We start from the raw sequence: 25,550 nt of genomic DNA, 5'->3' as shown, positions 1-25,550 counted from the left end.
AGGCGTTTAATCGAGTTTGAATTGCGTCACCGCGCCTGCCAGGCTGACGGCCTGGTTTTGCAGTGCGGCGGCCGCCGCCGTGGATTGCTCGACCAGCGCGGCGTTCTGTTGAACCATCTCGTCGAGCTGGCTGACCGCGCGGTTCACTTCCTGAATGCCACGCGTCTGCTCGTTGGCGGCCTGGGTGATTTCGGAAATGATGGTCGTCACGTTGGCGACGTTGCTGACGATCTCCGTCATCGTCTCGCCGGCCTGGCGCACCTGGCCCGAACCGGACGTCACGCTCGCCACGGTCGATTCGATCAGCGCCTTGATTTCCTTCGCGGCCTGCGCGCTGCGTTGCGCGAGGCTGCGCACTTCGCCGGCCACGACCGCGAAACCGCGGCCCTGTTCGCCCGCACGCGCGGCTTCCACCGCGGCGTTCAACGCGAGGATGTTGGTCTGAAACGCAATGCCGTCGATCACGCCGATGATGTCGGAGATCTTGACCGACGCATGCTGGATCTCGCCCATCGTCGCAATCACTTCGGAGATCACGACACCGCCGCGCGAGGCGACCTGCGAGGCGGACACGGCGGTATCGTCGGCCTGCTTCGCCGCGCTTGCCGACTGCGTGACGGTCGAGGTGATTTCTTCCATCGACGCGGCGGTTTGCTGCAAACTCGCCGCGGCGGACTCCGTGCGGCCCGACAGATCGACGTTGCCCGCGGCGATTTCATTCGCGGCCACACGCACCGATTCGCTGGCGTCGCGAATCTGACGCATCACGTGGCTGAGTTTGTCGATGAAGGTGTTGAACGAACGCGCGATCTGCGCGACTTCGTCGTTGCCGACGGCGGGCAGGCGTTGCGTGAGGTCGCCCTCACCGGAGCCGATGGCATCCATCGCGTCGCGCACTTTCGACAGACGCTGGAACGACACGGCAGTGACCGCCGCCACGACCGCGGCGGCGATGCCCGCGATCACGATCAACGCGATCACCGAAGCGGTCAGCAGCGAACGCATGCCGGCGGTCGCTTCGGCTTTGTCGAGCGCGACGACCGCGTACCAGTCGGTGCCGGGAATCGCTTGCGCGCGCAGCAGCTTCGTGCTGCCGTTCACGTCCATTTCGAGCGGACGCCCGGCGCTGAAGAGGGCAGCGAGCTTGTCGCCGGTCAGGCCTGGCGCCACATCGGAGACCGGCTTCAAAGTCAGTTTCGCATCGGGATGCGCGACGATATGGCCGCTCGCATCGATCAACATGCCGAAGCTCGCCGGCGTCGGATGAATCGCTTTGACGTTGGCGATCACGCTGTCCATCGCGACGTCGCCTGACACCACGCCTTTCACCGCGCCGTCGCGCACCACCGGCGCGGCGAACGCCACCACCAGCTTGCCCGTGCCCACGTCCACGTAAGGCGGCGTGACCACCGGCTTGCCCGCTTCCGCGGCCTGCCTGTACCAGGGACGGCCGGTCGGATCGTAGTCGGGCGGAATGCCGGTCGGATCGGAGAACTTCGCCGTCTTGTCCGCATAGCCGACGTACACGTTGGTGAACTTGCCGGCCGCAGCGATCTGCTTCAGCGCGGCGGACGGATCCGCTTGCAGCACCGCGTCCTGCAGCGAGTTGATCATCTGGCTGTTGGTGGCGACCCAGTCGCCGATGCCGTCCGCGTGACCGCTTTCGACCGCGGTCAGACTGCTGTCGATGGCATCGGCGTTATACGAGTTGGCGACGACATAGTTGAGAACCGCGTTGGCGGCGAGCGCGACCACAACGATAGCGACGCACAGGGCGACGATGCGCGCGCGAATGGAGGTGAACATGTCGGGAGTCTTTCGGAGTGAGCGGTGAACCGGAGTCGGAGTCGGTGAGGCGGGGGCCTCACACGGTGTATACGGCTCCAATTAGTGGGACTTGAGCGGGGAATGCTTTCAATTGCTCACCAACGGCGGGTGAGCGGTGCGGGGCGGCGTGTCGAGTTCGCGCGAAATTTTTCTTGCGCGTTGGCTTTTTCAATGCGCACGGAAACAGCGCGTCGTTGCGCGCTTATCGATCGCTAGCGACGCGCTGTATTCGTATGACAATAACGCTGATCAGCATCGCCCAAGGATCGCTTCACATCACCGGAGAGTGCAGATGATGCGGATGATCGAGTGTCTCCGCAACGATGCGCAGCGCCTCTTCGCATTCATCGCGCGTTTTCGATCCGCCGAGGCAGACGCGCATGGCGTTGGGCGGATTGCCATCCGTCGAAAACGCGGCGCCCGCCACGGCGGCGATGCCCTGATTGCGCAACTGCAACGCGAGTTCAGATGCGCTCCAGCCGCTTTCCACCGGCACCGGCAACCACAAATGAAAGCCATCTTGATGCGCTTCGAAAGGCCACGCTTCGAGCATGCGCGAAGCAATGGCCTGGCGGGCGCGCGACTCGTTGCGGATCGCGTTGAGCATGTCAGCCGCGGTGCCGTCCACGATCCACTGCGTCGCGAGCATGACCGTGAACGGGCTCGCCATCACGGTGGTGGCGCGCAGTGCGCCGGCTAGCCGCTGCGTTTGCCGCGGCGTCGGCGCATGCAGATGCGCGACGCGCAAACCGGCGCCGAAGCTCTTCGACAAACCGGTGACGTAATAGGTCAGTTCGGGCGCGAGACTCGCGAGCGCGTCGGGCGCGTTCTGCGGCAGCATCGCGTAGGCATCGTCTTCTATGATCGGCACGCTGTAGCGCAGCGCGACGTCGGCGAGCGCCTCGCGCCGTTTGTGCGTGAGCGTGAGCGTGCTCGGATTCTGCAGCGTCGGATTGCAATAGAACGCGCTGGGCTTGTCGGTCTTGCAGAGCGCCTCGAAGGCGTGCGCGAGCGGCCCTTCGTCATCGCGCGGCAACGCTTGCAGACGCACACCGAGTTGCGCGGCGATTGCCTTGATGCCGGGGTAGGCGAGTGCATCGAGGCAAATGGTGCCGCCCGGCCGCGCCAACTGCGAGACGAGCGCCACCAGCGCGCTATGGATGCCCGGGCACACCAGCACGTTTTGCGCGTCGCAATGCGGCACGCGGCGTCTCAACCATTCGGCGCCCGCGTCCTTGTCGGCGGCCGATCCGCCGAAGTCCTGATAGCGCAGCAATTGATAGGGATCGCTATCGGCCATTTGCCGCGCGGCGGATTCGCGCAGGCGTATCGCGAAGTCGGGCGGCTCGGGCGGCGTGTTCATCGACATCTCGATGCTGCTGCCGCCCGCGAGCGGCAACGTGGCTGTACGGCCGCGCACGAACGTGCCGCTGCCCGCGCGCGAATCGAGCAGGCCACGTTTGCGCGCTTCGGCGTAAGCGCGCGCCACCGTCGTGTAGTTCAGCGCGAGTTCCAGAGCGAGATCGCGCAGCCCCGGTAAGCGGTCGCGTGGACGCAGCCGCCCAGTGGCGAGATCTTCTTCGATCAGATCCGGAATCGCCAGATAGGCGGGTTTGCGAATGTCGGCGAGACGTTTGATCCAGTGATGTGTCGGGCTGCTCATTGGTTTCGGGTCTCTATTCACGTTGAGAGAACTTGATCGCATCCGCATGCGATCAATGATCGGATTGATCGACTGTGGTGAATGACTGCACCACGCCGACACGTCGGTATGCGTGAATCGCACATGGCTGGTGCGGTAATGCGTTGCCGACAGCGTTTGCACGACATGCCTCGGCTATATGCAACCTTCGCGCCAAAATTTTTTTGAGTCGCACTTCGAATCGAGACGGAATTGATTGCTGATTGATCGCATTCGCGTGCCCGATCAATGGCACGGCCGTTGCATTGGAAGAAGCGCGCACAGCTTGAACGCGCGTCCTCTTTTACTTAGCAAACCTGATCGGAGAGTGTCATGCCAGCCGTCAACAAACCGCTGCATCAGAAAGGCGATTACCTTGTCGACTACGAGGAGAAAGTCTTCGAAGACGTGAAAGCCGAGCCGGGCGAGAAGGCGCTCGTCACGTTTCATACGGTCGCGTTCGAAGGTTCGATCGGTTTCGTCAATATGCTGCAGGCCACGCGCCTGCAACGTAAGGGCTTTGAAACATCGGTGCTGCTGTATGGGCCGGGCGTGACGCTCGGCTTGCAACGCGGCTTTCCGACGCTCGGCGACGAAGCGTTTCCCGGCCATCTGAACTTCAACAAACAACTGACGAAGTTCATGGAAGAGGGCGGCAAGGTCTACGCATGCCGCTTCGCGCTGCAAGCACTGTATGGCCATGGCGAAGCTTCGCTGATCGAAGGCATCCGGCCGATCAGCCCGCTCGACGTGCTCGACATCCAGTTGCTTCACCGCAAGGACAATGCGTTGGTCATCCACACATGGACGGTCTGACGGCAGTTTGACGAGAGGCAAGTGACCACCATGTCCGACAAACGTATCGTGCGCGCCGCAGCGGTTCAGATCGCACCCGACTTCGAGCGCAGCGGCGGCACGCTCGAGAAGGTTTGCGAGGCCATCGGGAAAGCCGCACGCGAGGGCGTGCAGCTGATCGTGTTCCCCGAAACTTTCGTGCCGTATTACCCGTACTTTTCTTTCGTGCGGCCGCCGGTCGTGTCCGGCGCCGATCACATGAAACTCTACGAAGAGGCCGTGATCGTGCCGGGCCCGGTGACACAGGCGGTGGCCGAGCAGGCGCGTTTGCACCGGATGGTGGTGGTGCTCGGCGTCAACGAACGCGATCACGGCAGCCTCTACAACACGCAGTTGATCTTCGACGTGGATGGCCGGATCGTCCTCAAGCGCCGCAAGATCACCCCGACGTTTCATGAACGGATGATCTGGGGGCAGGGCGACGCCGCGGGTTTGACGGTGGCGAATACGGCGGTGGGGCGTGTCGGCGCGCTGGCCTGTTGGGAGCATTACAACCCGCTCGCGCGTTATGCGTTGATGACGCAGCACGAAGAGATTCATTGCAGCCAGTTTCCCGGTTCGCTCGTGGGGCCGATTTTCGCCGAGCAGATTGAGGTGACGATCCGGCATCACGCGCTGGAGTCGGGCTGCTTCGTCGTCAATGCAACGGGATGGCTTACCGAAGCGCAGATCGCGTCAGTGACGCCGGACACGAATTTGCAAAAGGCGCTGCGCGGTGGCTGCAATACCGCGATCGTCTCGCCGGAAGGACAGCATCTCGCCGAACCGCTGCGCGAGGGCGAAGGCATGGTGATCGCCGATCTCGACATGGCCTTGATCACCAAGCGCAAACGCATGATGGATTCGGTCGGCCATTACGCGCGGCCCGAATTGCTGAGCCTCGCGATCAACCGGCGGCCCGCGGAAACCGTCGCGCCGATGCCGGCGTGGTCGGCCACATCGAGCGTGGATTTCAATTCAACCGAAGGAGGATGCGATGAACGCCAGCGAGTCGCTGTCGGCGCAGAGCCGGCAATTGATGACTGAATTGCAGTCGACCGGTTTGCGGCTCGTGTCGCCGGATGCGGGCGCAGCGAGCCGGCGCGGCGGCGCGGGTCCGTCGGATCACAAGGCGGTGACGGTGGATGGCGTGACGATCATGGTGCCCGTGCATACGAGCACCGCGTGGCATTCGCCCTTCGTCGCGCAGACGCCGGATGCGAGCGGTTCGAGCGCGCTGTTGCGCGGCACGATCCCAATCGCCAACATCAGCTTTCCGAAAGCGCCGCGTTTTTACGGCATGCAGACGCTCGACGGCGTGCCGTACTCGCATATCGCCGCATTGCATAGCGCGGACGTGCTCGCCACCACCGTCTTGCAAACCTGCATTCGCTACGAGAGCCGGCGCAAGAGTTGCAAGTTCTGCGCGATCGGGCAGTCGCTCGCGGCGGGCCGCACGATTGCGCGCAAGACACCGGAGCAACTCGCGGAAGTGGCGCGCGCGGCGGTGTTGCTCGACGGCGTGAAGCATATGGTGCTGACCACGGGCACACCGCCCACGCCGGATCGCGGCGCGCAGATTTTGTGCGAGAGCGCGTTCGCGATCAAGGCCGCGGTCGATCTGCCGATCCAGGCGCAATGCGAGCCACCCGACGACGACCGCTGGTTCGCGCGCATGAAAGCGAGCGGCATCGACACGCTCGGCATGCATCTCGAAGTGGTGACGCCCGCTTTGCGCGAACGCATCATGCCGGGCAAGGCGAGCGTGCCGCTGTCGCGCTACATGGAAGCGTTCAAGTCCGCCGTGGCCGTATTCGGGCGCGGCCAGGTCAGTACCTACATTCTCGCGGGGCTCGGCGATAGCGCGGCGGCGATTCTGGCGATGTCGCGCGAACTGATCGAGCTGGGTGTCTATCCGTTCGTCGTGCCGTTCGTGCCGATTAGCGGCACGCCGCTCGAAGATCATCCGGCGCCCACGCCTGAATTCATGAAGTCGGTGTTGCAGCCGCTGGGCGGCATGCTCAATGCCGCGGCCATGCGTTCGAGCGATATCAAGGCGGGCTGTGGGAAATGCGGCGCGTGTTCGTCGTTGTCGTCGTACGAGGAGTGATCATGTTCGGTGAAGCGATTGCGGGCGAGACGCTGGACGGTGACATCGATTCCGCACCGTATGCGCCGAATGAATTCCGCATCAAGTGGACCACGTTGAATTGGGAAGCTGAAGAGGCATTCAAATTGCGGCGCGCGGTGTTCTGCATCGAGCAAGGCATTTTCGTCGCGGACGATCGTGACGACATCGATCGGCACGCGCAGCAACTGGTGGCCGTCAGTTGTCTTGGCGGCATGCCGGAGCAGGTGGTCGGCACCGTGCGGATTCACCGCGATCACGACAACGTGTGGTTCGGTTCGCGCCTCGCCGTGCACGCGGCGTTTCGTCGGCATGGAAAGATCGGCGCGACGTTGATTCGTCTCGCGGTGAGCAGCGCGCATGCGTTGGGCTGCGAGACGTTTTTGGCCCATGTGCAGAGCCAGAATGTGCCGCTCTTTCGCGCAATGCATTGGGACGTGCTTGCAGAGGAGACCTTGCTCGGCAGGCCGCACCATCTGATGCAGGCGCAATTGGACCGCTATCCACCGTGCGTCACGCCCTTTGGCGGTTTCGTCACGCGTACGCAAGCGCAAGTGTATTCGCGCCGTGTCGAGCCCGCGCGGAGTGCGGCATGAGCGTTGCCGATCTCGTCGCGAGCTTGCGCGAAAGCCGTGGGTTCCGTCACAAGACCGATATCGTCGACGTGATCGGCGCGCTGGCGAAGCGTTTGCCTCGCGGCACGCACGATCTCGCGCAAGCCGTGGCGCTCGGCGACGACTGCGCCGCGCTCGCCGATGGCGACGGCTATCTGCTCTTTGCGATCGAAGGCATGGTCAGCGATTTTGTCGGCGCCATGCCGTGGTTTGCCGGCTACAGCGGCGTGATGGTCAACGTCAGCGATATCTATGCGATGGGCGGACGGCCGCTGGCGGTGGTGGACGCGCTGTGGAGTCCGGGCATCGGTGCGGCCGACGAGGTGCTGGCGGGCATGGTGGCGGCGTCGGTCGCGTACGGCGTGCCGATTGTCGGCGGCCACACGAATACGCGCAGCGACGCGGCGCAACTGGCGGTATCGATTATCGGTCGCGCCAAGGCGTTGCTATCGAGCTTCAACGCCAAACCAGGCGACAGCCTGATGATGGCGGTCGATCTGCGTGGCCGTTTTGAAGAACCGTATCCGTTCTGGAATGCGTCGGCGGGTGCGCCGGCCGAGCGTCTGCGCGGCGATCTCGAACTGCTGCCGCAATTGGCGGAAAGCGGCCTGTGCGACGCCGCGAAAGATATCAGCATGGCAGGCACGCTCGGCACGGCGTTGATGTTGCTCGAATGCTCGCGAGTAGGGGCGCGGATCGACCTCGCTCGCATTCCCAAACCCGAAGGCGTGGCGCTGGAACGCTGGGTGACCGCGTTTCCGAGCTTCGGCTATCTGCTATCCGTGCGACCTGAGCATGTCGATGCCGTGCAGGCGCTATTCGATGCGCGCGCTCTCTCGTGTGCGGTGATCGGATCCGTCGATGCGGCGAGTCAGGTCGTCGTGCATCACAGAGATGACGCTGCAACGCTGTGGGATTTTCAGCGCGAGCCTTTCATTGTCGGGAAGGGTGACGTGACATGAACGCGCTGTGCACAGTCAACCCGCGTGGCGGCGTTCTGCACACGCTCGAACTGCCGACGCCTTTGACGACACGTGGGCACGACGCGACCGTGTTCGTGCCCACTCATTGATTCGAGGATCAGCAATGCCCGTCATGCACTTTCGCATTCAATGGCCCGATGGCGACGAAGCGAACTGTTACTCGCCCTCGCACGTGATCGGCGATTTTTTCATCCCGGGCGAGGCGTACGCGCTGGAGGATTTCGTCGCGCGCTCACGGCAGGCGCTGGGCATCGCGTCCGAGCGGGTGCGCGAGAAATATGGCTTTGCCTGCTCGGCGGCAATGGACCAGCTTGCGCAGATCGAGCGCGACGCGGCGCGCTTTCGCGATCGGCCGGACGCGACCGTCAAGGTTATCGAATTCAGCTAGGCGCTTATTCTTTCAGAGGACGCATCATGTCGAATCCAGCACATCACGCGCGTGCCGAAGGCCATTACAGCGTGCTCGTCGTCGGCGGCGGGCAGGCGGGTCTGTCGGTCAGCTATTACCTCAAAGAGGCCGGCATCGACCATCTGGTCGTGGAAAAGAACACCGTGACGCACACGTGGCGCGAGCAGCGCTGGGACGCTTTCTGTCTGGTCACGCCGAACTGGCAATGCGCGCTGCCCGGTTATCCGTATCGCGGCGACGATCCGCACGGCTTCATGAAGAAGGACGAGATCGTAGCTTACCTCGACGGTTTCATCGAACATGTCGATGCGCCGTTGATGGAGCGCACGGAGGTCAAACGCGTCAAGCGGCGCGACGACGGCGTCTACGCGATCACGACGACGCGGGGCGATTTCAGCGCGGATCAGGTGGTGGTGGCCTCGGGCGGCTATCACACGCCGATCGTGCCGCGCCTGGCAGAGCGCTTGCCCGCGCGAATCGTGCAACTGCAGTCGTCGGCGTATCGCAACCCGCAGGCGCTGCCTGACGGCGCGGTGATGGTGGTCGGCACAGGGCAGTCCGGCGCGCAGATCGCGGAAGACTTGCATCTGGCCGGCCGCAAGGTGGTGCTGGCGGTCGGCGAGGCGCCGCGTTGCGCGCGCTTCTATCGTGGCCGCGACGTGGTGGATTGGCTGGCCGACATGCAGTACTACGACATGCCGGTGGAAAAACATCCGTTGCGCGAAGGCGTGCGCGACAACACCAATCACTACGTGACGGGCCGCGACGGTGGCCGCGATATCGATCTGCGCAAGTTCGCCGCCGAAGGCATGGAGCTGTACGGCCGCCTCGACGATCTGCGCGACGGCCAGTTTCATTTCTCGCCCACGCTCGCGGCCAATCTCGACGCGGCGGACGATACGTATAACCGGATCAACGTGAGCATCGACAACTTCATCGAGAAGCGGGGTATCGACGCGCCGAAGGGCGGTGTGTACGAACCTGTCTGGCGTCCGTCACAGGAGCGCACCACCCTTGATCTGGAAGCAAGCGGCATTGCCGCGATCATCTGGTGCATCGGTTTTACGCCGGACTTCAGCTGGCTCGATGCACCCGTGTTCAACGGTCGCGGTTATCCGGCGCATACGCGCGGCATTACGCCGATCGACGGCTTGTATTTCGTCGGCTTGCCGTGGCTGCATACGTGGGGCTCGGGGCGATTCTCCGGCGTCGCGCGCGATGCGGAGTTCATCGTGCAGGCGATTCGGGAGAAGGCAAGCGAGCGCGCGTCGTTATCGTCCGCTGTCGCCGCGTGACGTTGCTCGATGTAGTGACCAGGCATGGTGCATGAAAAAACGGCCGCTGCGGTTTTCATCGCAGCGGCCGCTGTATTTCACCGATACGTTCGGCTAAGGCTTAGCTGCCCAACGCCGGATCGCTCATGCTGCTCTTGCCGGTTTCCACGTGTCCGGCAAATCGCCGCGCGAACAGCGGATCCGTATTGACCGTAATCGCCAGATCGTACCAGCCGTGAGCGTTGCGCAGATCGAGGTAGATCTGGTCGGTATCGCCGCCGCGCACCGTATGCCGGATCACGTTGTTCGGGTCGTACGCGTTGACGATCTTGAACTGGGCAGGCGCGCTGCCCACGTTTTCCAGCCGCAGTTGCAGATTGCCGTTCGCGACGTCATAACCTTCCTCGACTTCAGGACGCGCGATGTCGGAGCCGTTCCACCAGCTGCGCGCGACCGGCTTGCCCGCGAAGCGGCGCAGAAAGCCATTCGGGCCGTACACGGTGAAGTCGTAACTGCCGTCCGCATTCAGCGGCAATACGTCCTGCAGGCGCTTGCCGGCTTCGACCGTATAGGTGCGCGGCGCGTCGAGACTATGAGCGGCGTAGACGAGAAACACCGCGCCGGTACGGCCCGTGTTGACGAAGCGCATCGTGAGCTGGTTGGCCGAACCTTCGCCATGCACACGCACGAACAACTCGTACGGCAACGCGCGCGCGGGGCGCACGCCGGGTTCCTGCTTCGGCACGGCCTGCAACGCGGGCGGCAGCGGCACGTAATCCGGATGGCGTTTCTGATCCGGCGGCACGTAGCCGCTCGTGCCCGGCAGCGTCGGGAAAGCGTCGTTCGGATTGCTGAAGTTGAACGCCGACATCAGATCGCCGCACACCGCGCGGCGCCACGGCGTGATGTTCGACTCGCCGAGGTTGTGCTCGTGGCCGAAACGCTTTTCGATGAAACGGATCACCGACGTGTGGTCGAACAGCTCCGAGCACACGTAGCCGCCTTTGGACCACGGCGACACCACCAGCATCGGCACACGCGGTCCGAGCCCATACGGAGCGGCGGGAATCTTCGCGTCGCCCGGATAGATTTCGTTGCTGGTGTCGACAGTGGACAGACCGTTCGCGCTCGACGACGGTGCGAACGGCGGCACCATGTGATCGAAGAAGCCGTCGTTCTCGTCGTAATTGATCAGCAGCACCGTCTTGCTCCACACCTCGGGATTCGACGTGAGAATCTGCAACACCTGGTCGATGTACCAGGCGCCGTAGTTCGTCGGCCAGTTCGGGTGTTCGGAGTAGGCTTCGGGCGCGACGATCCACGAGACTTGCGGCAAGGCGTTGCTCTGCACGTCGCGCTTGAGGATGTCGAAGTAGCCGTCGCCTTTCGCCGCGTTCGTGCCGGTGCGCGCGTTGTCGTAGAGCGGATTGCCGGGCTGCGCGTTGCGGTACTGATTGAAATAGAGCAGCGAGTTGTCGCCGTAGTTGCCGATGTACGGATTCTGCGTCCAGCCCCAAGAGCCGTTCGCGTCGAGACCGGTGCCGATGTCCTGATAGATCTTCCACGAAATGCCCGCGTTCTGCAGCACTTCGGGGTACGTGGACCAGCCATAGCCGAGTTCGGAGTTGTCGATCACCGGGCCGCCGCCGCTGCCGTCGTTGCCGACCCAGCCGCTCCACATGTAATAGCGGTTCGGGTCCGTCGGTCCCATCAGCGAGCAGTGGTACGCGTCGCAGATGGTGAAGGCGTCGGCGAGTTGGTAGTGAAACGGAATGTCCTCGCGCGTGAAATAGGCCATCGTCGTGGCGCTTTTGGCGGGCACCCATTGATCGTAGCGGCCGCCGTTCCATGCCGCGTGCGTGCTGGTCCAGTCGTGCGCGAGATCCTGCAGGAATTGCAGACCCAGATTCGGCGCGCTCGGGCGGAACGGCAGCACGTAACCGGCGTCCGCCGCGAGCGGCTGATACCACACGGGCTTGCCGTTGGGCAGATTGATCGCGCGCGTGTCGCCAAAACCGCGCACGCCCTTGAGCGTGCCGAAGTAGTGGTCGAACGAACGGTTTTCCTGCATCAGCACGACGATGTGCTCGACGTCGCGAATGGTGCCGGTCTTGTTGTTGGCGGGAATGGCGAGGGCGTTGCGAATGCCCAGCGGCAGCATGCTCAGCGCGGTGGCGGAACCGGCTGCATGCGCGACGGAGCGCAGAAAATCACGGCGATTTTTTGAGGTCATGGTATTGGCTTTCGATCTTCGGTGGAGGAACGATGCACGCAACGCACGAGACTCGCCCGCGCGCCGCGTGACGCGCGAAACTCAGTCGACGGTATGGATCACGGGTGTGGCGAGCGGCGTCGACGCGGCGGCGGACAATGCCGGGTCGGCGCTTGATGCGGGTAGTGCGGGGGTTTGAATCGTAACGTCAGCGGACGCGGGTGAAGCGAAGGACGGATTCGCCGACAGCACGGCGCCGGCGTTACTGTCGCCGGCCGGACTCCCGGTAGACGTCACCGCGTGCGTGTCCGGGGTTTTGTCGTCGTCGTTGCCGCATGCGCCGAGCAGCATGCACAGCGACACGGCGACCAGTGCGGCCGCCAAACGTTTGCAATGCAAGGCAATCGACGGGTTCGACACAACAGACATGGCAATGTCTCCGGCACGGGGAAGATGAGCCAGGGCGTCCATGTGCCCAGGTCAGCGATGCGCAAGAATAGTCGCTTACCTGTGTAACTTTTGTGAAGATGTGGAAATTTGGGTATTTGTTGAGAATTGCGCGACCGTTAATCCTGGATGGCGACGATGGCCTCGATCTCGACGGTAATATTGCCCGGCAGCGAACCCGCGCCGACCGCGGAGCGCGAGATTGTCCCGCGTGTGCAGTGCGTGAAGTTAATCTGAGGCGTTTGCCGGCAATAGCGTTATGACCCGGCGCGTCGTCGGAAAGACGCGCCGCGCTCATGACCTCAATGGTCCAAATGCGTCGCGCTCGAAACGAATGCCGCAATGGCTTCGTTCAGCGGCCCCGGCGCGTCGCGATGCGGCGAGTGTCCGCAAGCGTCGAGCTTGACCAGTTGCGCATGCGGCAGGTGTGCGGCGATCGTTTCGATCTGCGCCATCGTGCCGTAGTTGTCGTCGTGGCCTTGCACGGCGAGCAACGGCTTGCGGATCGACGCCAATTCTTCTGCAATCGACCACTGCCTGAAAGCCGGATTCAGCCAGATATCGTTCCAGCCATAAAACGCGGAATCGACGTCCGCGTGATAGCGGCCAAGCTTGCCGCGCAGATCCGTTGTCTCGTAGAGTTGTCTGGTCTGCGCGATACTCTCCACCGAAATATCTTCGACGAAGACATGCGGCGCAATTGCCACCGCACCGGCCAATTCTTCGGGATGGAGCGCTGCATACAGCAGCGTGATCGAGCCTCCGTCGCTATGGCCGATCACCCACATGCGCCGGCGTTCGCGCATGTCGATATCGAGCGCGTCGAGCAAGGCGGGCAGAATGTCACGCGCCTGCGCCGTCATGAAATCGACGGGCCACTTCACCTCATGCGGACGCGGCGTGGAAAGTCCGTAGCCGGGCCGCGAATAAATGAGCCCACGCATGCCGAGCCGCTCGCACAGCGCTTGCGGCCAGTCGCGCCACATCGCGATCGAACCGAGGCCTTCATGCAGGAAGACGGCGATCGGCGCGTCGCCGGCCGCTTCATTCAGCCAACGATACTCGATGCGCAAGGGCCCATGCGACGCGCAAGCGGGCAAGTCAGCGAATTCGCTGGCGCTCGTCGCTGCAACGTTGCCAATGGCGGGGTTCTGCATAGATCACCTTATGACTGCTCGCGCAGTTTGAAGCGTTGAATTTTTCCGGTGGCAGTCTTCGGCAAATCGTCGACGAACACGATATCGCGCGGATATTTATGCGGCGCGAGCCGGTCCTTCACGAAAGCCTTCAACTCATCCGCGAGTATCTCAGAGGCCGCGAATTCACGCTTCAACACCACGAAAGCACGCGTCTTGACGAGGCCGCCGTGATCGACGCCGACCACCGCCGCTTCGAGCACCGCGCCGTGCTGGACCAGCACCATTTCCACTTCGACCGGCGAGACATATTGGCCGCTGACTTTGAGCATGTCGTCGCTGCGGCCGGCGTAGACATAGCAGCCGTTCGCCAGCCGGCAGTACTTGTCGCCGCTGCGGATCCATTCGCCGAGAAACGTGGCGCGCGTTTTCTCGCGGTTGTTCCAGTACATCACGGCAGCGCTCGGCCCTTTGATATACAGATCGCCGATTTCGCCATCGGCCACGGCATGACCGGCATCGTCGCGCAACTCGACTTCGTATCCCGGCACTGGACGGCCCGTCGTCCCGTACTCGACCGCGCCCGCGCGATTGGACAGGAAGATATGCAGCATTTCAGTCGAGCCGATGCCGTCGAGAATCTCGCAGCCGAAATGGGCGGTGAAACGCTCGCCGATTTCACGCGGCAACGCTTCGCCCGCCGACGTGCAGATGCGCATCGCGACATCGGCGCGGGCGGGCAAGTTGGGCGAGACCAGCATGTTGGCGTAGAGCGTGGGCACGCCGTAGAACACAGTCGGGCGATGTTTGACGAGACGCGTGAAGATCGCGTCGGCGGTGGGACGCTCCGCCATCAGGATCGCCGTGGCGCCAACCGACAGCGGAAACGTCAAGCCGTTGCCGAGACCGTACGCAAAGAACAGCTTGGCCGCGGAGAACACCACGTCGCTTTCGGCAATGCCGAGGATCGGCTTGGCATAAAGCTCAGCGGTCCAGTACAGATTCGCATGCGTGTGGACGGTCCCTTTCGGTTTGCCGGTCGAGCCTGACGAATACAGCCAGAAGGCGATGTCGTCGCAACCGGTTGCCGCGGCTTTGGCGGCGGGCGGGGCGGCGTCGATCAATTCTTCGAGCAGCGGCGCAATGAGCGGCTCTAGAAGCGGCTCGATAAGCGGCTCGCCCTCACACGGCTGCGAGACGATCAACTGACAACCATCATGTTCGACGGACTCCAGCGCCTGCGTCACGTTCTGCACCAGCGCACCCGAGGCGATCACCGCGCGCGCGTGGCTGTGCGTGAGCATGTACACATAGTCGGCGGGCGTGAGCAGCGTGTTTGCGACGACCGGCACGACGCCCGCGTAGAGCGCGCCGAGAAAGGCAACCGGCAGGGCGATGGTATCGAGCATCACGAGCAGCACGCGCTCTTCTGGATGCACGCCGAGCGTGCGCAGCGCGCTCGCAAAGCGCCGCGCGCGCTCTTCGAGTTCACCGTACGTGGCGCTGCCGGTGTCGTCGATATAGGCGGTCTTGGCGGCGCGGGCTTCGTTCAGTCGAAACAGGTAGGCCGCGAAGTTGAATAGCGCGGGCGGCGCTTCGACTGTCGCGGCGGGCTGATTCGCTGCCTTTTCCAACAGGGCTTCCATGTGTCTCCTCCATCGGGTGGGTGCGGTCCGGCTGTTCTGTGCTCATGATCCGCTCGATGCTGTCAGGCTAATGTGCTCGCCCGGTCCACGAGCGCAACGCCCGTCACCGGATCGGTGAGTGTGACGCCCGCGCCGCCGCCGGCGATCCGCTCGCGGGCGACATGGTTCTTCAGGAGTTCGGTCATGGCGGTGCTCAGGCGGAAGTGAATTCGATGGCGCCTTGCGGCAGGAGATACAGCACCAGCGCCTCGCCGTTCGCCACCGTCGGACGATGCGCGGAGCCTGGCCTGTACACGCACCAGCCGGCCGGGTGGGCGTCGAAGGTGGCGCCTTCGTTGAGCGGCATGATCAGGTCGATCTCGCCGTTCGGGTGAACATGATGCGATCCCGCAATATCCTTCATATCGACGACGTCGACGGAAAAGCCGTGGGTCTCGGGCAGCGCCTTGAAGATGCGACCGTAACGAATGCCGCCGCCTTCGCGGTTGCACAGCCAGCCTTCGGCGACGCCGCTTTTGCACGCCTCTGCAAGCTCGCGGAACGCGTCGCCGCCGGCAGGGTAGGTCTCGTTCAGCCAGTCCGCCAGCTTGCCGCCGAGCGGCCGGCCGACGAGTTGCTCAGTGACGCCCGCGATCAGGCGCTGGAATTCATGTGGGGACATGCGAGCCTCCAGATCGGCGCCTCCGCCCGGCACACGCACGTTAATGCATGCGAGTCGTCGCGCCATCTCCGTGACGCCGCCGAAAATCTCGACAGCGTTTGTTATTGGATCAATATTTGGCGAAAATTAACCGTTCACTCGGGGTCTGTCAAGCACTATAGTACATGTATCGCAGTTATGAGGCAGCAAAACATGAACCAACATTACTCTCCGCCACCCCTTGACGACTCATCCGACGAGGACGCGCCCCGTGGCGAACGGTCGCCGGATCGCGGCGCCGAGCGTGATCCGTTTCTCACGGCGATGGGCGACCGCGTGCGCCTGCTGCGCGCGCGCCGCGGCATGACGCGCAAGACGCTGGCCACGGAGACCGGTCTGTCGGAGCGGCATCTGGCGAATCTGGAATCGGGCGTGGGCAATGCGTCGGTGCTGGTGCTGCGGCAGATCGCGGCTACCTTGAACTGCTCGCTGGCCGAGGTGATCGGCGACGAAACCACGGCTTCCGCCGAATGGCTGCTGATCCGCGAATTGCTGCAGGGACGCGATCAGGCGGCCTTGCAGCGCGCCCGCGTGGCGCTCGCCGAGATGTTCGCGCAGGCGCCGCGCGACCCGCATCGCAAGGACCGGATTGCGTTGATCGGCTTGCGCGGCGCCGGCAAATCGACGCTCGGACGGATGCTCGCGCAGGAGCGCAAAGTGCCGTTTGTCGAGCTCACACGCGTGATCGAGCAACTGGCCGGTTGTCCGCCTTCGGAGATTCATTCGCTTTACGGCGCGGCCGCTTACCGGCGTTACGAGCACCGCGCGCTGGAGGCCGTGATCCAGGAGCACGAGCGCGCGGTGATTGCGTCGCCGGGCGGACTCGTGTCGGAGTCGGGCACTTTTAATACGCTGCTGTCGCATTGCTATACGGTGTGGCTGCAGGCCGCGCCGGAAGAGCACATGCGCCGCGTCGTCGCGCAGGGCGACCTGCGGCCGATGTCGGGCAACAAGGAGGCGATGGATGACCTGAAGCGCATTCTGGCGGGGCGCTCCGAGCTGTACGGCCGCGCCGACATGACCTTCGACACCAGCGAAAAAACTTTGGCCGACGCCTACCTGCAACTGCGCGACCGCCTCGCCGCAAGACTCGCCGCGGAATCGCCCGACGAAGCGCGTGCGAGCTAACCTGCGCTGCAGCGTAAGGGTTTACTAGCAAACATGCACTAAAGTGCTTTACATGGGTATGACGATGCACTATTGTTCAAAAAAACAAATTTGCATCGTCCAGTCAGGAGACGCCCCATGTCCACAGCAGAAACCGCCGTCGCGCCGGTCGACTACCGCACCGATCCCTCGCAGTACAAGCACTGGAAGCTGAGCTTCAACGGCCCCGTCGCGACGCTCGGCATCGACATCGCCGAGGACGGCGGCATTCGTGACGGCTACAAGCTGAAGCTGAATTCGTACGACCTCGGCGTCGATATCGAATTGCACGACGCAATACAGCGCATCCGCTTCGAGCATCCTGAAGTGAAGACCGTGGTGCTGACGAGCCTGAAAGACCGCGTGTTCTGCTCGGGCGCCAACATTTTCATGCTGGGCCTCTCGACACACGCGTGGAAGGTCAACTTCTGCAAGTTCACCAACGAGACGCGCAACGGCCTGGAAGATTCGTCGCGCTATTCGGGTCTGAAGTTTCTGGCTGCCGTGAACGGCGCGTGCGCCGGCGGCGGCTATGAACTCGCTCTGGCCTGCGACGAAATCTATCTGGTGGACGACCGCTCGTCGTCGGTGTCACTGCCGGAAGTGCCGTTGCTCGGCGTGTTGCCGGGCACCGGCGGCCTGACGCGCGTCACCGACAAACGCAAGGTGCGGCACGACCGCGCCGACATTTTCTGCACGGTGGTCGAAGGCGTACGCGGCGAGCGGGCGAAAGCATGGCGTCTCGTGGATGAAGTCGTCAAGCCGAACCAGTTCGATCAGGCGATCCAGGCACGCGCGCTCGAACTCGCCGGGCAAAGCGATCGTCCCGCGGACGCGCAAGGCGTTGTGCTCACGCGTATCGAACGCACGGACCGCGAAGACGGCCTCACTTATAAGACGCTCGACGTCTCGATCGATCGTGCAAAACGTATCGCGACGTTCACCGCCAAGGCGCCGGCGGGCGAACCGCCCACGAATATCGATGAGATCGTCGCAGCGGGCGTGAACTGGTGGCCGTTGCAATTCGCCCGCGAACTCGACGACGCGATCCTGTGCATGCGCACCAACGAACTGGCGGTCGGCACGTGGGTCTTCAGAACCGAAGGCGATGCCCGCAATCTGCTCGCCGCGGATGCCTCGCTCATGCAGCACAAGGACCACTGGTTCGTGCGCGAGACCATCGGCCTGTTGCGCCGCACGCTTGCACGTATCGACGTTTCGTCGCGTTCGCTGTTCGCGCTGATCGAGCCGGGTTCGTGCTTTGCCGGCACGTTCGCGGAACTCGCGTTCGCCGCGGACCGCACGTATATGGCGGCGCTGCCGGGCAATGAAGAGGAGGAGTCGGCCATCACGCTTTCAGAAGTCAACTTCGGCCTCTACCCGATGGTCACTTATCAGTCGCGTCTCGGCCGGCGTTTCTATGAAGAAGCCGAACCGCTCGACGCGGTGCGTTCCCTGATCGATCAGCCGATCAAGCCGGTCGACGCCGAGCGTCTCGGCCTCGTGACCGCATCGCCCGACGACATCGACTGGGCCGACGAAATCCGCATCGCGCTCGAAGAACGCGCCGCGATGTCGCCGGATGCATTGACCGGACTCGAAGCGAATCTGCGCTTCAACGGTCCGGAAACGATGGAGACGCGTATCTTCGGCCGCCTCACCGCGTGGCAGAACTGGATTTTTAACCGGCCGAACGCAGTGGGCGAGAAGGGCGCGCTCAAGGTGTATGGCAAGGGCAGCAAGGCGCAATTCGACGTCTCGCGTGTTTGATACGCATTTGATACGCGCGTGATCGGCGTCTGAACGCCATCCGCTCAATGAGCGCGAAACAGGCCACCGTTTGCCCGATACGTGCCATTCATCGTCACTGCAGTTTCCGAACCAGGAACCGACCATGTCAACGATCAACTACAGCGAAAAGATTCCGAACAACGTCAACCTCGCCGACGACCGGGCACTGCAGCGCGCGCTCGAACAATGGCAGCCGAATTTCCTGGCGTGGTGGGGTGATATGGGCCCGGAAGGCTCGCACGGCTACGATGTGTATTTGCGTACCGCGGTGAGCGTCGACGCGGGCGGCTGGGCACATTTCGATCACGTGAAGATGCCGGACTACCGCTGGGGCATTTTTCTCACGCCCGGCGAGCAGGACCGCAAGATTCACTTCGGCGAACACAAGGGCGAAGCGGCCTGGCAGGACGTGCCCGGCGAACATCGCGCGAATCTGCGCCGTATCATCGTGACGCAGGGCGACACCGAACCGGCGTCGGTCGAGCAGCAGCGCCACCTTGGTTTGACGGCGCCCTCCATGTACGACTTGCGCAACCTGTTCCAGGTGAACGTCGAAGAAGGCCGTCACCTGTGGGCGATGGTGTATCTGCTGCATCGCTACTTCGGCCGCGACGGCCGTGAGGAAGCCGAAGCATTGCTCGGCCGCCGTTCTGGCGACGACGACAATCCCCGCATTCTTGGCGCGTTCAACGAGAAAACGCCGGACTGGCTCGCGTTTTTTATGTTCACCTACTTCACGGATCGCGACGGCAAGTTTCAGTTGTCGGCGCTTGCCGAGTCCGGCTTCGATCCGCTCGCGCGCACCACCAGGTTCATGCTGACCGAAGAAGCGCATCACATGTTCGTGGGTGAATCGGGTGTATCTCGCGTGATTCAGCGCACTGCCCAGGTCATGAACGAACTGGGCACGGACGATGCCGCGAAGCTTCGCGCGGCCGGAGTGATCGATCTGCCGACCATTCAGCGTTATCTGAACTTCCATTACTCGGTCACGATCGACCTGTTCGGCGCCGATCATTCGTCCAACGCAGCCACGTTCTATAGCTCGGGCCTCAAGGGCCGCTACGAAGAAAACAAGCGCGACGACGATCATCAGTTGAACGGCCAGAGCTACAAATTGCTCGACGTGCAGGCCGGCAAACTGGTCGAGCGCGGAGTGCCAATGCTCAACGCGATGAACGAAGTGCTGCGCGACGATTACATCAAGGATTCGGTGGCGGGCGTGGGGCGCTGGAACAAGGTGCTCGAAAAAGCCGGCATCGATTTCCGCATGACGGTGCCGCACAAAGCGTTCAATCGGCAGATCGGCACATTCGCGGGCACGCGCGTGTCGCCCGACGGCCGCGTGGTCAGCGAAACCGAATGGATCGCCAACGAGACGAAATGGCTCGCCACGCCGGAAGACCGCGCTTACGTTGCGTCGTTGATGGGACGTGTCACGCAAGCCGGCAAGTTCGCCAACTGGATCGCGCCGCCCGCGATGGGCGTGAACCGTCAGCCGGTCGATTTCGAATACGTGCGTTTCAACTGAGCGCGCGAGCGGCGCTTGACGCGCGTGGCGCCAGAGCGCCGCATCTCAAGGTGGAGGAAGTCATGAACGGCCCAGTATCGATCGAAGTTCTCAGGCAGCATCTGATCGATCCGGAAATCTGCATTCGCTGCAATACCTGCGAAGAGACTTGCCCGGTCGATGCGATCACGCACGACGACAACAACTACGTGGTCAAGGCGGATATCTGCAACGGCTGCATGGCATGCGTGCCGCCGTGTCCGACTGGTGCGATCGACAACTGGCGCACGGTGCTGAAGGCCGACGCATATCCGATCGAAGAACAGTTCACGTGGGACGTCCTGCCGGAACAGAACACGATGGCCGTGCCCGCCGCGGACAAGTCGCCGGGCGCGGGCGGGTCGGGTGATACGCCCGCGGAGGCAGGCGGCATTGAAGTGGATACCGTGCGCGGTTCGGTCGTGCCGCCATGGTCCGCGGCGAAACCGTACGTGAACCTCTACACGCACAAGGAGCCCACTAGCGCGACGGTGGTGGGCAACTACCGGCTCACGGACGGTTCGACCGATAGCGACATTCATCATATTGTGCTGGATTTCGGATCGATGCCGTTTCCGGTGCTGGAAGGCCAGTCAATCGGTATTCTTCCACCCGGCGCGGCCGCGGACGGCCGCACGCATCACGCGCGCCAGTATTCGATTGCGAGCCCGCGCGATGGTGAGCGGCCCGGTTACAACAACGTCTCGTTGACGGTCAAACGTGTTTCGCAGCAACACGGCGACTCGTTGGACGGTGTGTGTTCGAACTACCTGTGCGATCTGAAAAAGGGTGACGTGGTCAAGGTGATCGGCCCGTTCGGCGGCACGTTCCTGATGCCGAACCATCCGAACTCGCATCTGCTGATGATCTGCACGGGCACGGGCTCAGCGCCGATGCGCGCGATGACCGAGTATCGCCGCCGGCGTCGGCTGAAGGGCGCCACGGGTAAGTTGATGTTGTTCTTCGGCGCGCGGACCAAAGAGGAGTTGCCGTACTTCGGGCCGCTCACGAATCTGCCGAAGGATTTCATCGATACGAATCTGGCGTTCTCGCGTACGCCGGGTCAACCGAAGCGCTATGTTCAGGACGCCATGCGCGAGCGCGCGGTCGATGTGGCGCAGATGCTCAAGGACGACAACACGCATATTTACGTGTGCGGGTTGAGGGGCATGGAGGATGGTGTGCTGCAGGCGCTCAAGGAGATTGGTGAGCAGCATCAGCTGGATTGGGAAGCGCTGTGGGTGAAGTTGAAGAAGGAGGGGAGGTTGCATCTGGAGACGTATTGAGGCGCCGGGTCTTATAAGGCTCCGCTGTTCATCATCGACAGCGGGCCTTTTCAGTTACCTCTATCTCGCAGGGTCGACGCCATCCTCATGCTGTGCGGGCGACACCGCCCCGCAAGCCCGAAGCACCAACTGCACCACTTCCTCCGTGGTCGCGTCGAACGCCTTTTGCGTCAACGCGCGCTTGCCTTTGAGCGCGCGAATCTGCGCATCGAAGTCGGCATAGTGCTGCGTCGTCGCCCAGATCATATACATCAGCGTCTGCGCATTCACCGGCGCGAGCAGCCCGCGCGCGATCCAATCGTCGATCACCTTCACGCGGCTGTCGAGCCACGGCTTCACGCGCCCCGTGAGAATGTCCTCCATATGCTCCGCGCCGTGAATGATCTCGCTCGCCCACACCTTCGAACCGAGCGGCCGGCGCCGCGACAATTCCATTTTCGCGCGCACGTACCCGCCGATCGCTTCGACCGGGTCGTCGCTGCATTCGAACGTATCCGCCGCGCGATGCCAGTCTTCGAACAGGTCTTCCAGCACGCGTCGATAGAGCGCGAGTTTTGTCGGGAAGTAGTAATGCACGTTGGCTTTTGGTAAGCCCGCGCGCTCCGCGATCATCGCGGTGCTCGTACCGTCGAGTCCGCGTTCGGCGAAAACCGCCTCGGCGCACGCCAGAAGATGCGCTTCATTCGACTCGCGAATGTGCGCCTTGCGCCGCCGCAAAGGTGCGCGTGATTCCTCGCTTTCCGTGATGTCTGCCGCCACGTCGTCGTCTCTCATGTTCGCCTTTGGCGGCATGGGTGCCGCGTCGCGCTTCATTCTAGTCGTTTGGCGCGCTGCCCACACGCGCATTCATCGCGCGCGCCGCGGGCATGCTGCGATGCAATGGCACGCTTCTCGCTATGTTTCTCACCGCACGAAAGGTGTTGATTTGGCGAGTTTAATCAGCTACAACCTGTCCAACTGGACAGGATTGGAAGAGCGGCCGATACCCCAGGGTTTGCCCGCTGTATGAGAAGCGAGCGACGGCATCGAATCTGCACCGCCCCCGTGCGGGCACGCCCCAAAACCCGCCGCCGATGCACCAGTTTCATGTCGGTTCACCGAAAGGAGCGAGACGAATGAACGCGGTATCCGAAGCGCTGAAGCACGCTGAACCCACCACGTCGATCAGGATCGACGGCAAGCGGCTGTGGGACAGCCTGATGACAATGGCGAAGATCGGCGCAACGCCTAAAGGCGGCGTCTGCCGCCTGGCGCTCACCGACCTCGATAAGGAAGGACGCGATCTGATCGTCAGTTGGGCGAAGGAAGCCGGCTGCACGGTCAGTGTGGACCAGATGGGCAATGTGTTCATGCGCCGCGCCGGCCGCAATCCCGCTGCGCTGCCGGTCATGACCGGTTCGCACGCCGACTCGCAGCCGACCGGCGGCCGCTTCGACGGCATCTACGGCGTGCTGGGCGGTCTCGAAGTGATTCGGAGTCTGAACGATCACGGCATCGAGACGGAACATCCGGTCGAAGTGGTGATCTGGACCAACGAGGAAGGCTCGCGTTTCGCGCCCGCGATGGTGGCATCGGGCGTGTTCGCCGGTGTGTTCACGCTCGAGTACGGTCTGTCGCGCAAGGATGTGGACGGCAAGACCATCGGCGACGAACTCAAGCGCATTGGTTATGCGGGCGATATTCCATGCGGCGGACGGCCGCTGCACGCGGCGTTCGAACTGCATATCGAACAGGGGCCTATTCTCGAAGCCGAACAGAAAACCATTGGCGTCGTGACCGACGCGCAAGGTCAGCGCTGGTACGAAATCACGCTGACGGGACAGGAGGCGCACGCGGGTCCGACGCCGATGCCGCGCCGTCGCGACGCGTTGCTCGGCGCCGCGCGTGTGGTCAATCTGGTCAATCGTATCGGACTCGACAACGCGCCGTTCGGCTGTGCGACGGTCGGCATGATGCAGGTCTATCCGAACTCGCGCAACGTGATTCCGGGGCGTGTGTTCTTCACTGTCGATTTCCGTCATCCGGACGATGCGGTGCTCGCGAAAATGGACGCCGCCTTGCGCAAGGGCGTGGCCGACATCGCGAGCGGTATCGGCCTCGAAACCGAACTTGAGCAGATCTTTTACTACGCGCCGGTCGCCTTCGACGAAGCCTGCGTGAAGTCCGTGCGCGCCGCTGCGGAACGCTTTGGTTATCCGCATCGCAACATGGTGTCCGGTGCGGGACACGATGCCTGCTATCTGTCGCAAGTCGCGCCGACTTCGATGGTGTTCGTGCCGTGCCTGGATGGTATCAGTCACAACGAGATCGAGGACGCCACCTTCGAATGGATCGAGGCCGGCGCCAACGTGTTGCTGCACGCCATGCTGGAACGTGCGTGCGAGCCGGTTTCATAACGCTTTAGCGGTTGCGGTCCTTAGCATCCGTTTCGTCCGCTGCACCGTAGTGCCCATAAAACATGCCGTCCCGGCTTCGCAGCGTGGCCGGCAGGAGCGGCTACGTCCTCACATCGAAGAAGGAACGAGTATGGCCATCAAGCAAACCGGCGACATTGCCGCTCAGCGGCTCTCGCCCGAGCAGCTCTCATGCGAGTTCTCCGACATCGCGCCCTTGCTCGACGCAAGCGCTGCCGCCGCGGCGGCGAGCCGCTGCCACTACTGTTACGACGCGCCGTGCGTGAACGCCTGCCCGACGCAAATCGACATTCCCAGCTTCATTCGCAAGATCAGCAACGGCAATCTGAAGGGCGCGGCCGTGGATATTCTGTCGGCCAACCCGCTGGGCGGCATGTGCTCGCGCGTCTGCCCGACGGAAATTCTGTGCGAAGGCGCTTGCGTGCGTAACCATCAGGATGCGAAGCCGGTGGCGATCGGCGCGCTGCAACGCCACGCCACGGATTGGGCGATGGCGCGCGGCGAAGTGCTTTTCAAGCGCGCGGCGGAAACCGGACGGCACGTCGCGGTGGTCGGCGCGGGGCCGGCGGGACTTGCTTGTGCGCATCGGCTCGCATTGGCCGGCCACAACGTGACGATCTACGACGCGCATGAAAAAGCCGGCGGCCTGAACGAATACGGTATCGCGGCCTATAAAACCGTCGATGACTTTGCACAGCGTGAAGTGGAGTGGCTGTGCTCGGTGGGCGGCATCGAGATCAAACACGGCGTCGCGCTCGGACGCGATGTCGACCTCGACACGCTGCGCAAGCAGCACGACGCCGTGTTTCTCGCGATCGGCCTGACCGGCGTGCGCGCGCTCGCAATGGAAGGCGAAGACCACGGCGGCGTGATGAACGCGGTGGACTTCATCGAGCAGGTACGCAGCGCGAGCGATCTCGGCACGGTGCCGGTGGGGCGCCGCGTGGTCGTGATCGGCGGCGGCAATACGGCGGTGGACGCTGCCGTGCAAAGCCGCAAGCTCGGCGCGACCTCGGTGACGATGGTGTACCGGCGCGGCGTCGAAGCGATGAGCGCGACCTGGGCCGAGCGTGACTTCGCACAGACGAGCGGTGTCACGCTCGTCACGCATGCCACGCCGATGCAGCTGATCGGCGACAACGGCGTGGTGACAGGTGTCGAATTCGCGCGCACGTCGAAAGATGGTGGAGAGGAGCGCTTCGTGGTCGAGGCCGACATGGTGCTCAAGGCGATCGGTCAAACGCTGGTGCCGGTCGGCATCGAGCGTGAGTTGCTGACGTTGGACGGCAGCCGTATCGCGGTCGATGCGAATGGCCAGACTTCGCTCGGGAACGTGTGGGCCGGCGGCGATTGCGCGGCGACCGGCGGCATCGACCTCACGGTGCAGGCGGTGCAGGACGGCAAGATCGCCGCTGCCGCGATCGATGCACAGTTCGCTCGCACCGCGGTAAAAGCCGCCTGAAGCGAATCGCG

Annotated in this window: 22 protein-coding genes; 13 read left to right on the top strand and 9 right to left on the bottom strand. The window is 63.2% G+C overall.

Translation table 11 applies throughout. The features are described 5' to 3' along the window. Nucleotides 1-6: 6 nt before the first annotated feature. Nucleotides 7-1,806 (bottom strand): methyl-accepting chemotaxis protein, encoded by a 1,800-nt coding sequence (locus B0G80_RS09275; protein ID WP_116117791.1) that lies wholly within the window; start codon nt 1,804-1,806, stop codon nt 7-9. 292 nt (nt 1,807-2,098) lie between these two features. Continuing rightward, complete coding sequence (locus B0G80_RS09270) at nt 2,099-3,490, bottom strand: PLP-dependent aminotransferase family protein (protein WP_116117790.1); 1,392 nt, start codon at nt 3,488-3,490, stop codon at nt 2,099-2,101. A 351-nt stretch (nt 3,491-3,841) separates the two neighbouring features. Here B0G80_RS09270 and B0G80_RS09265 point away from each other — a divergent pair, with 351 nt between their 5' ends. From B0G80_RS09265 to B0G80_RS09235, 7 genes are all read left to right on the top strand, one after another. After that, nucleotides 3,842-4,324, top strand: a complete 483-nt coding sequence (locus B0G80_RS09265; protein ID WP_012433701.1) for an MSMEG_0572/Sll0783 family nitrogen starvation response protein — start codon at nt 3,842-3,844, stop codon at nt 4,322-4,324. A gap of 30 nt (nt 4,325-4,354) precedes the next feature. Further along, complete coding sequence (locus tag B0G80_RS09260) at nt 4,355-5,389, top strand: Nit6803 family nitrilase (RefSeq protein ID WP_116117789.1); 1,035 nt, start codon at nt 4,355-4,357, stop codon at nt 5,387-5,389. Beyond that, nucleotides 5,382-6,452 (top strand): MSMEG_0568 family radical SAM protein, encoded by a 1,071-nt coding sequence (locus tag B0G80_RS09255; RefSeq protein WP_116119592.1) that lies wholly within the window; start codon nt 5,382-5,384, stop codon nt 6,450-6,452. The genes B0G80_RS09260 and B0G80_RS09255 overlap by 8 nt, the downstream gene beginning before the upstream one ends. Before the next feature lie 2 nt (nt 6,453-6,454). After that, nucleotides 6,455-7,066, top strand: a complete 612-nt coding sequence (locus B0G80_RS09250) for an MSMEG_0567/Sll0786 family nitrogen starvation N-acetyltransferase (RefSeq protein WP_116117788.1) — start codon at nt 6,455-6,457, stop codon at nt 7,064-7,066. Next, nucleotides 7,063-8,046 (top strand): sll0787 family AIR synthase-like protein, encoded by a 984-nt coding sequence (locus tag B0G80_RS09245; protein WP_116117787.1) that lies wholly within the window; start codon nt 7,063-7,065, stop codon nt 8,044-8,046. Before B0G80_RS09250 ends, B0G80_RS09245 begins: the two co-directional genes overlap by 4 nt. 124 nt (nt 8,047-8,170) lie before the next feature. Further along, the gene (locus tag B0G80_RS09240; RefSeq protein WP_116117786.1) at nt 8,171-8,455 is read left to right on the top strand and encodes an MSMEG_0570 family nitrogen starvation response protein; all 285 of its coding nucleotides are present in this window, start codon (nt 8,171-8,173) and stop codon (nt 8,453-8,455) included. A gap of 26 nt (nt 8,456-8,481) precedes the next feature. Continuing rightward, on the top strand, nt 8,482-9,771 hold the full coding sequence (locus tag B0G80_RS09235; RefSeq protein ID WP_116117785.1) for an MSMEG_0569 family flavin-dependent oxidoreductase: 1,290 nt from the start codon (nt 8,482-8,484) through the stop codon (nt 9,769-9,771). Between the two features lie 100 nt (nt 9,772-9,871). Here B0G80_RS09235 and B0G80_RS09230 read toward each other — a convergent pair whose 3' ends face one another. From B0G80_RS09230 to B0G80_RS09205, 6 genes are all read right to left on the bottom strand, one after another. Beyond that, nucleotides 9,872-11,983, bottom strand: a complete 2,112-nt coding sequence (locus B0G80_RS09230; protein WP_116117784.1) for a phosphocholine-specific phospholipase C — start codon at nt 11,981-11,983, stop codon at nt 9,872-9,874. A gap of 81 nt (nt 11,984-12,064) precedes the next feature. Next, complete coding sequence (locus B0G80_RS09225) at nt 12,065-12,391, bottom strand: hypothetical protein (RefSeq protein ID WP_116117783.1); 327 nt, start codon at nt 12,389-12,391, stop codon at nt 12,065-12,067. A gap of 320 nt (nt 12,392-12,711) precedes the next feature. Then, entirely contained in the window at nt 12,712-13,566 is an 855-nt protein-coding gene (locus B0G80_RS09215; protein ID WP_116117782.1) for an alpha/beta fold hydrolase, read from the bottom strand. Between the two features lie 8 nt (nt 13,567-13,574). Beyond that, nucleotides 13,575-15,191 (bottom strand): benzoate-CoA ligase family protein, encoded by a 1,617-nt coding sequence (locus tag B0G80_RS09210; RefSeq protein WP_116117781.1) that lies wholly within the window; start codon nt 15,189-15,191, stop codon nt 13,575-13,577. A gap of 62 nt (nt 15,192-15,253) precedes the next feature. Next, entirely contained in the window at nt 15,254-15,376 is a 123-nt protein-coding gene (locus tag B0G80_RS46765; RefSeq protein ID WP_258878977.1) for a hypothetical protein, read from the bottom strand. 8 nt (nt 15,377-15,384) lie between these two features. After that, the gene (locus tag B0G80_RS09205; protein WP_116117780.1) at nt 15,385-15,852 is read right to left on the bottom strand and encodes a DUF4863 family protein; all 468 of its coding nucleotides are present in this window, start codon (nt 15,850-15,852) and stop codon (nt 15,385-15,387) included. A 192-nt stretch (nt 15,853-16,044) separates the two neighbouring features. Between B0G80_RS09205 and B0G80_RS09200 the strand changes: the two genes are divergently transcribed. The 4 genes from B0G80_RS09200 (at nt 16,045) to boxA (ending at nt 21,663) form a co-directional block, all read left to right on the top strand. Further along, the gene (locus B0G80_RS09200) at nt 16,045-17,019 is read left to right on the top strand and encodes a helix-turn-helix transcriptional regulator (RefSeq protein WP_116117779.1); all 975 of its coding nucleotides are present in this window, start codon (nt 16,045-16,047) and stop codon (nt 17,017-17,019) included. Between the two features lie 117 nt (nt 17,020-17,136). Then, complete coding sequence (gene boxC, locus B0G80_RS09195) at nt 17,137-18,807, top strand: 2,3-epoxybenzoyl-CoA dihydrolase (protein ID WP_116117778.1); 1,671 nt, start codon at nt 17,137-17,139, stop codon at nt 18,805-18,807. 124 nt (nt 18,808-18,931) lie between these two features. Continuing rightward, the gene (boxB, locus tag B0G80_RS09190; RefSeq protein WP_116117777.1) at nt 18,932-20,359 is read left to right on the top strand and encodes a benzoyl-CoA 2,3-epoxidase subunit BoxB; all 1,428 of its coding nucleotides are present in this window, start codon (nt 18,932-18,934) and stop codon (nt 20,357-20,359) included. A 62-nt stretch (nt 20,360-20,421) separates the two neighbouring features. Further along, entirely contained in the window at nt 20,422-21,663 is a 1,242-nt protein-coding gene (gene boxA, locus B0G80_RS09185; protein ID WP_116117776.1) for a benzoyl-CoA 2,3-epoxidase subunit BoxA, read from the top strand. Nucleotides 21,664-21,723: 60 nt separating this feature from the next. On the opposite strand, the gene B0G80_RS09180 is transcribed toward boxA, so the two are convergent. Then, nucleotides 21,724-22,476: a TetR/AcrR family transcriptional regulator gene (locus B0G80_RS09180; protein WP_181919935.1), complete on the bottom strand. Its 753-nt coding sequence runs from the start codon at nt 22,474-22,476 to the stop codon at nt 21,724-21,726. 302 nt (nt 22,477-22,778) lie between these two features. On the opposite strand from B0G80_RS09180, the gene B0G80_RS09175 reads away from it, so the two are divergent. Both B0G80_RS09175 and B0G80_RS09170 read left to right on the top strand, forming a co-directional pair. After that, nucleotides 22,779-24,059, top strand: coding sequence for a Zn-dependent hydrolase (locus B0G80_RS09175; RefSeq protein ID WP_116117775.1), 1,281 nt, complete (start codon nt 22,779-22,781; stop codon nt 24,057-24,059). Nucleotides 24,060-24,189: 130 nt separating this feature from the next. Further along, entirely contained in the window at nt 24,190-25,539 is a 1,350-nt protein-coding gene (locus tag B0G80_RS09170; protein WP_116117774.1) for an NAD(P)-dependent oxidoreductase, read from the top strand. The last annotated feature ends 11 nt before the right edge of the window (nt 25,540-25,550 follow it).

The sequence above is a fragment of the Paraburkholderia sp. BL6669N2 genome, assembly GCF_003387275.1.
In the GTDB taxonomy this organism is placed as follows: domain Bacteria; phylum Pseudomonadota; class Gammaproteobacteria; order Burkholderiales; family Burkholderiaceae; genus Paraburkholderia.
The sequence above is the reverse complement of the archived record's forward strand: the minus strand, read 5'-3'. Positions and strand labels throughout refer to the sequence as shown.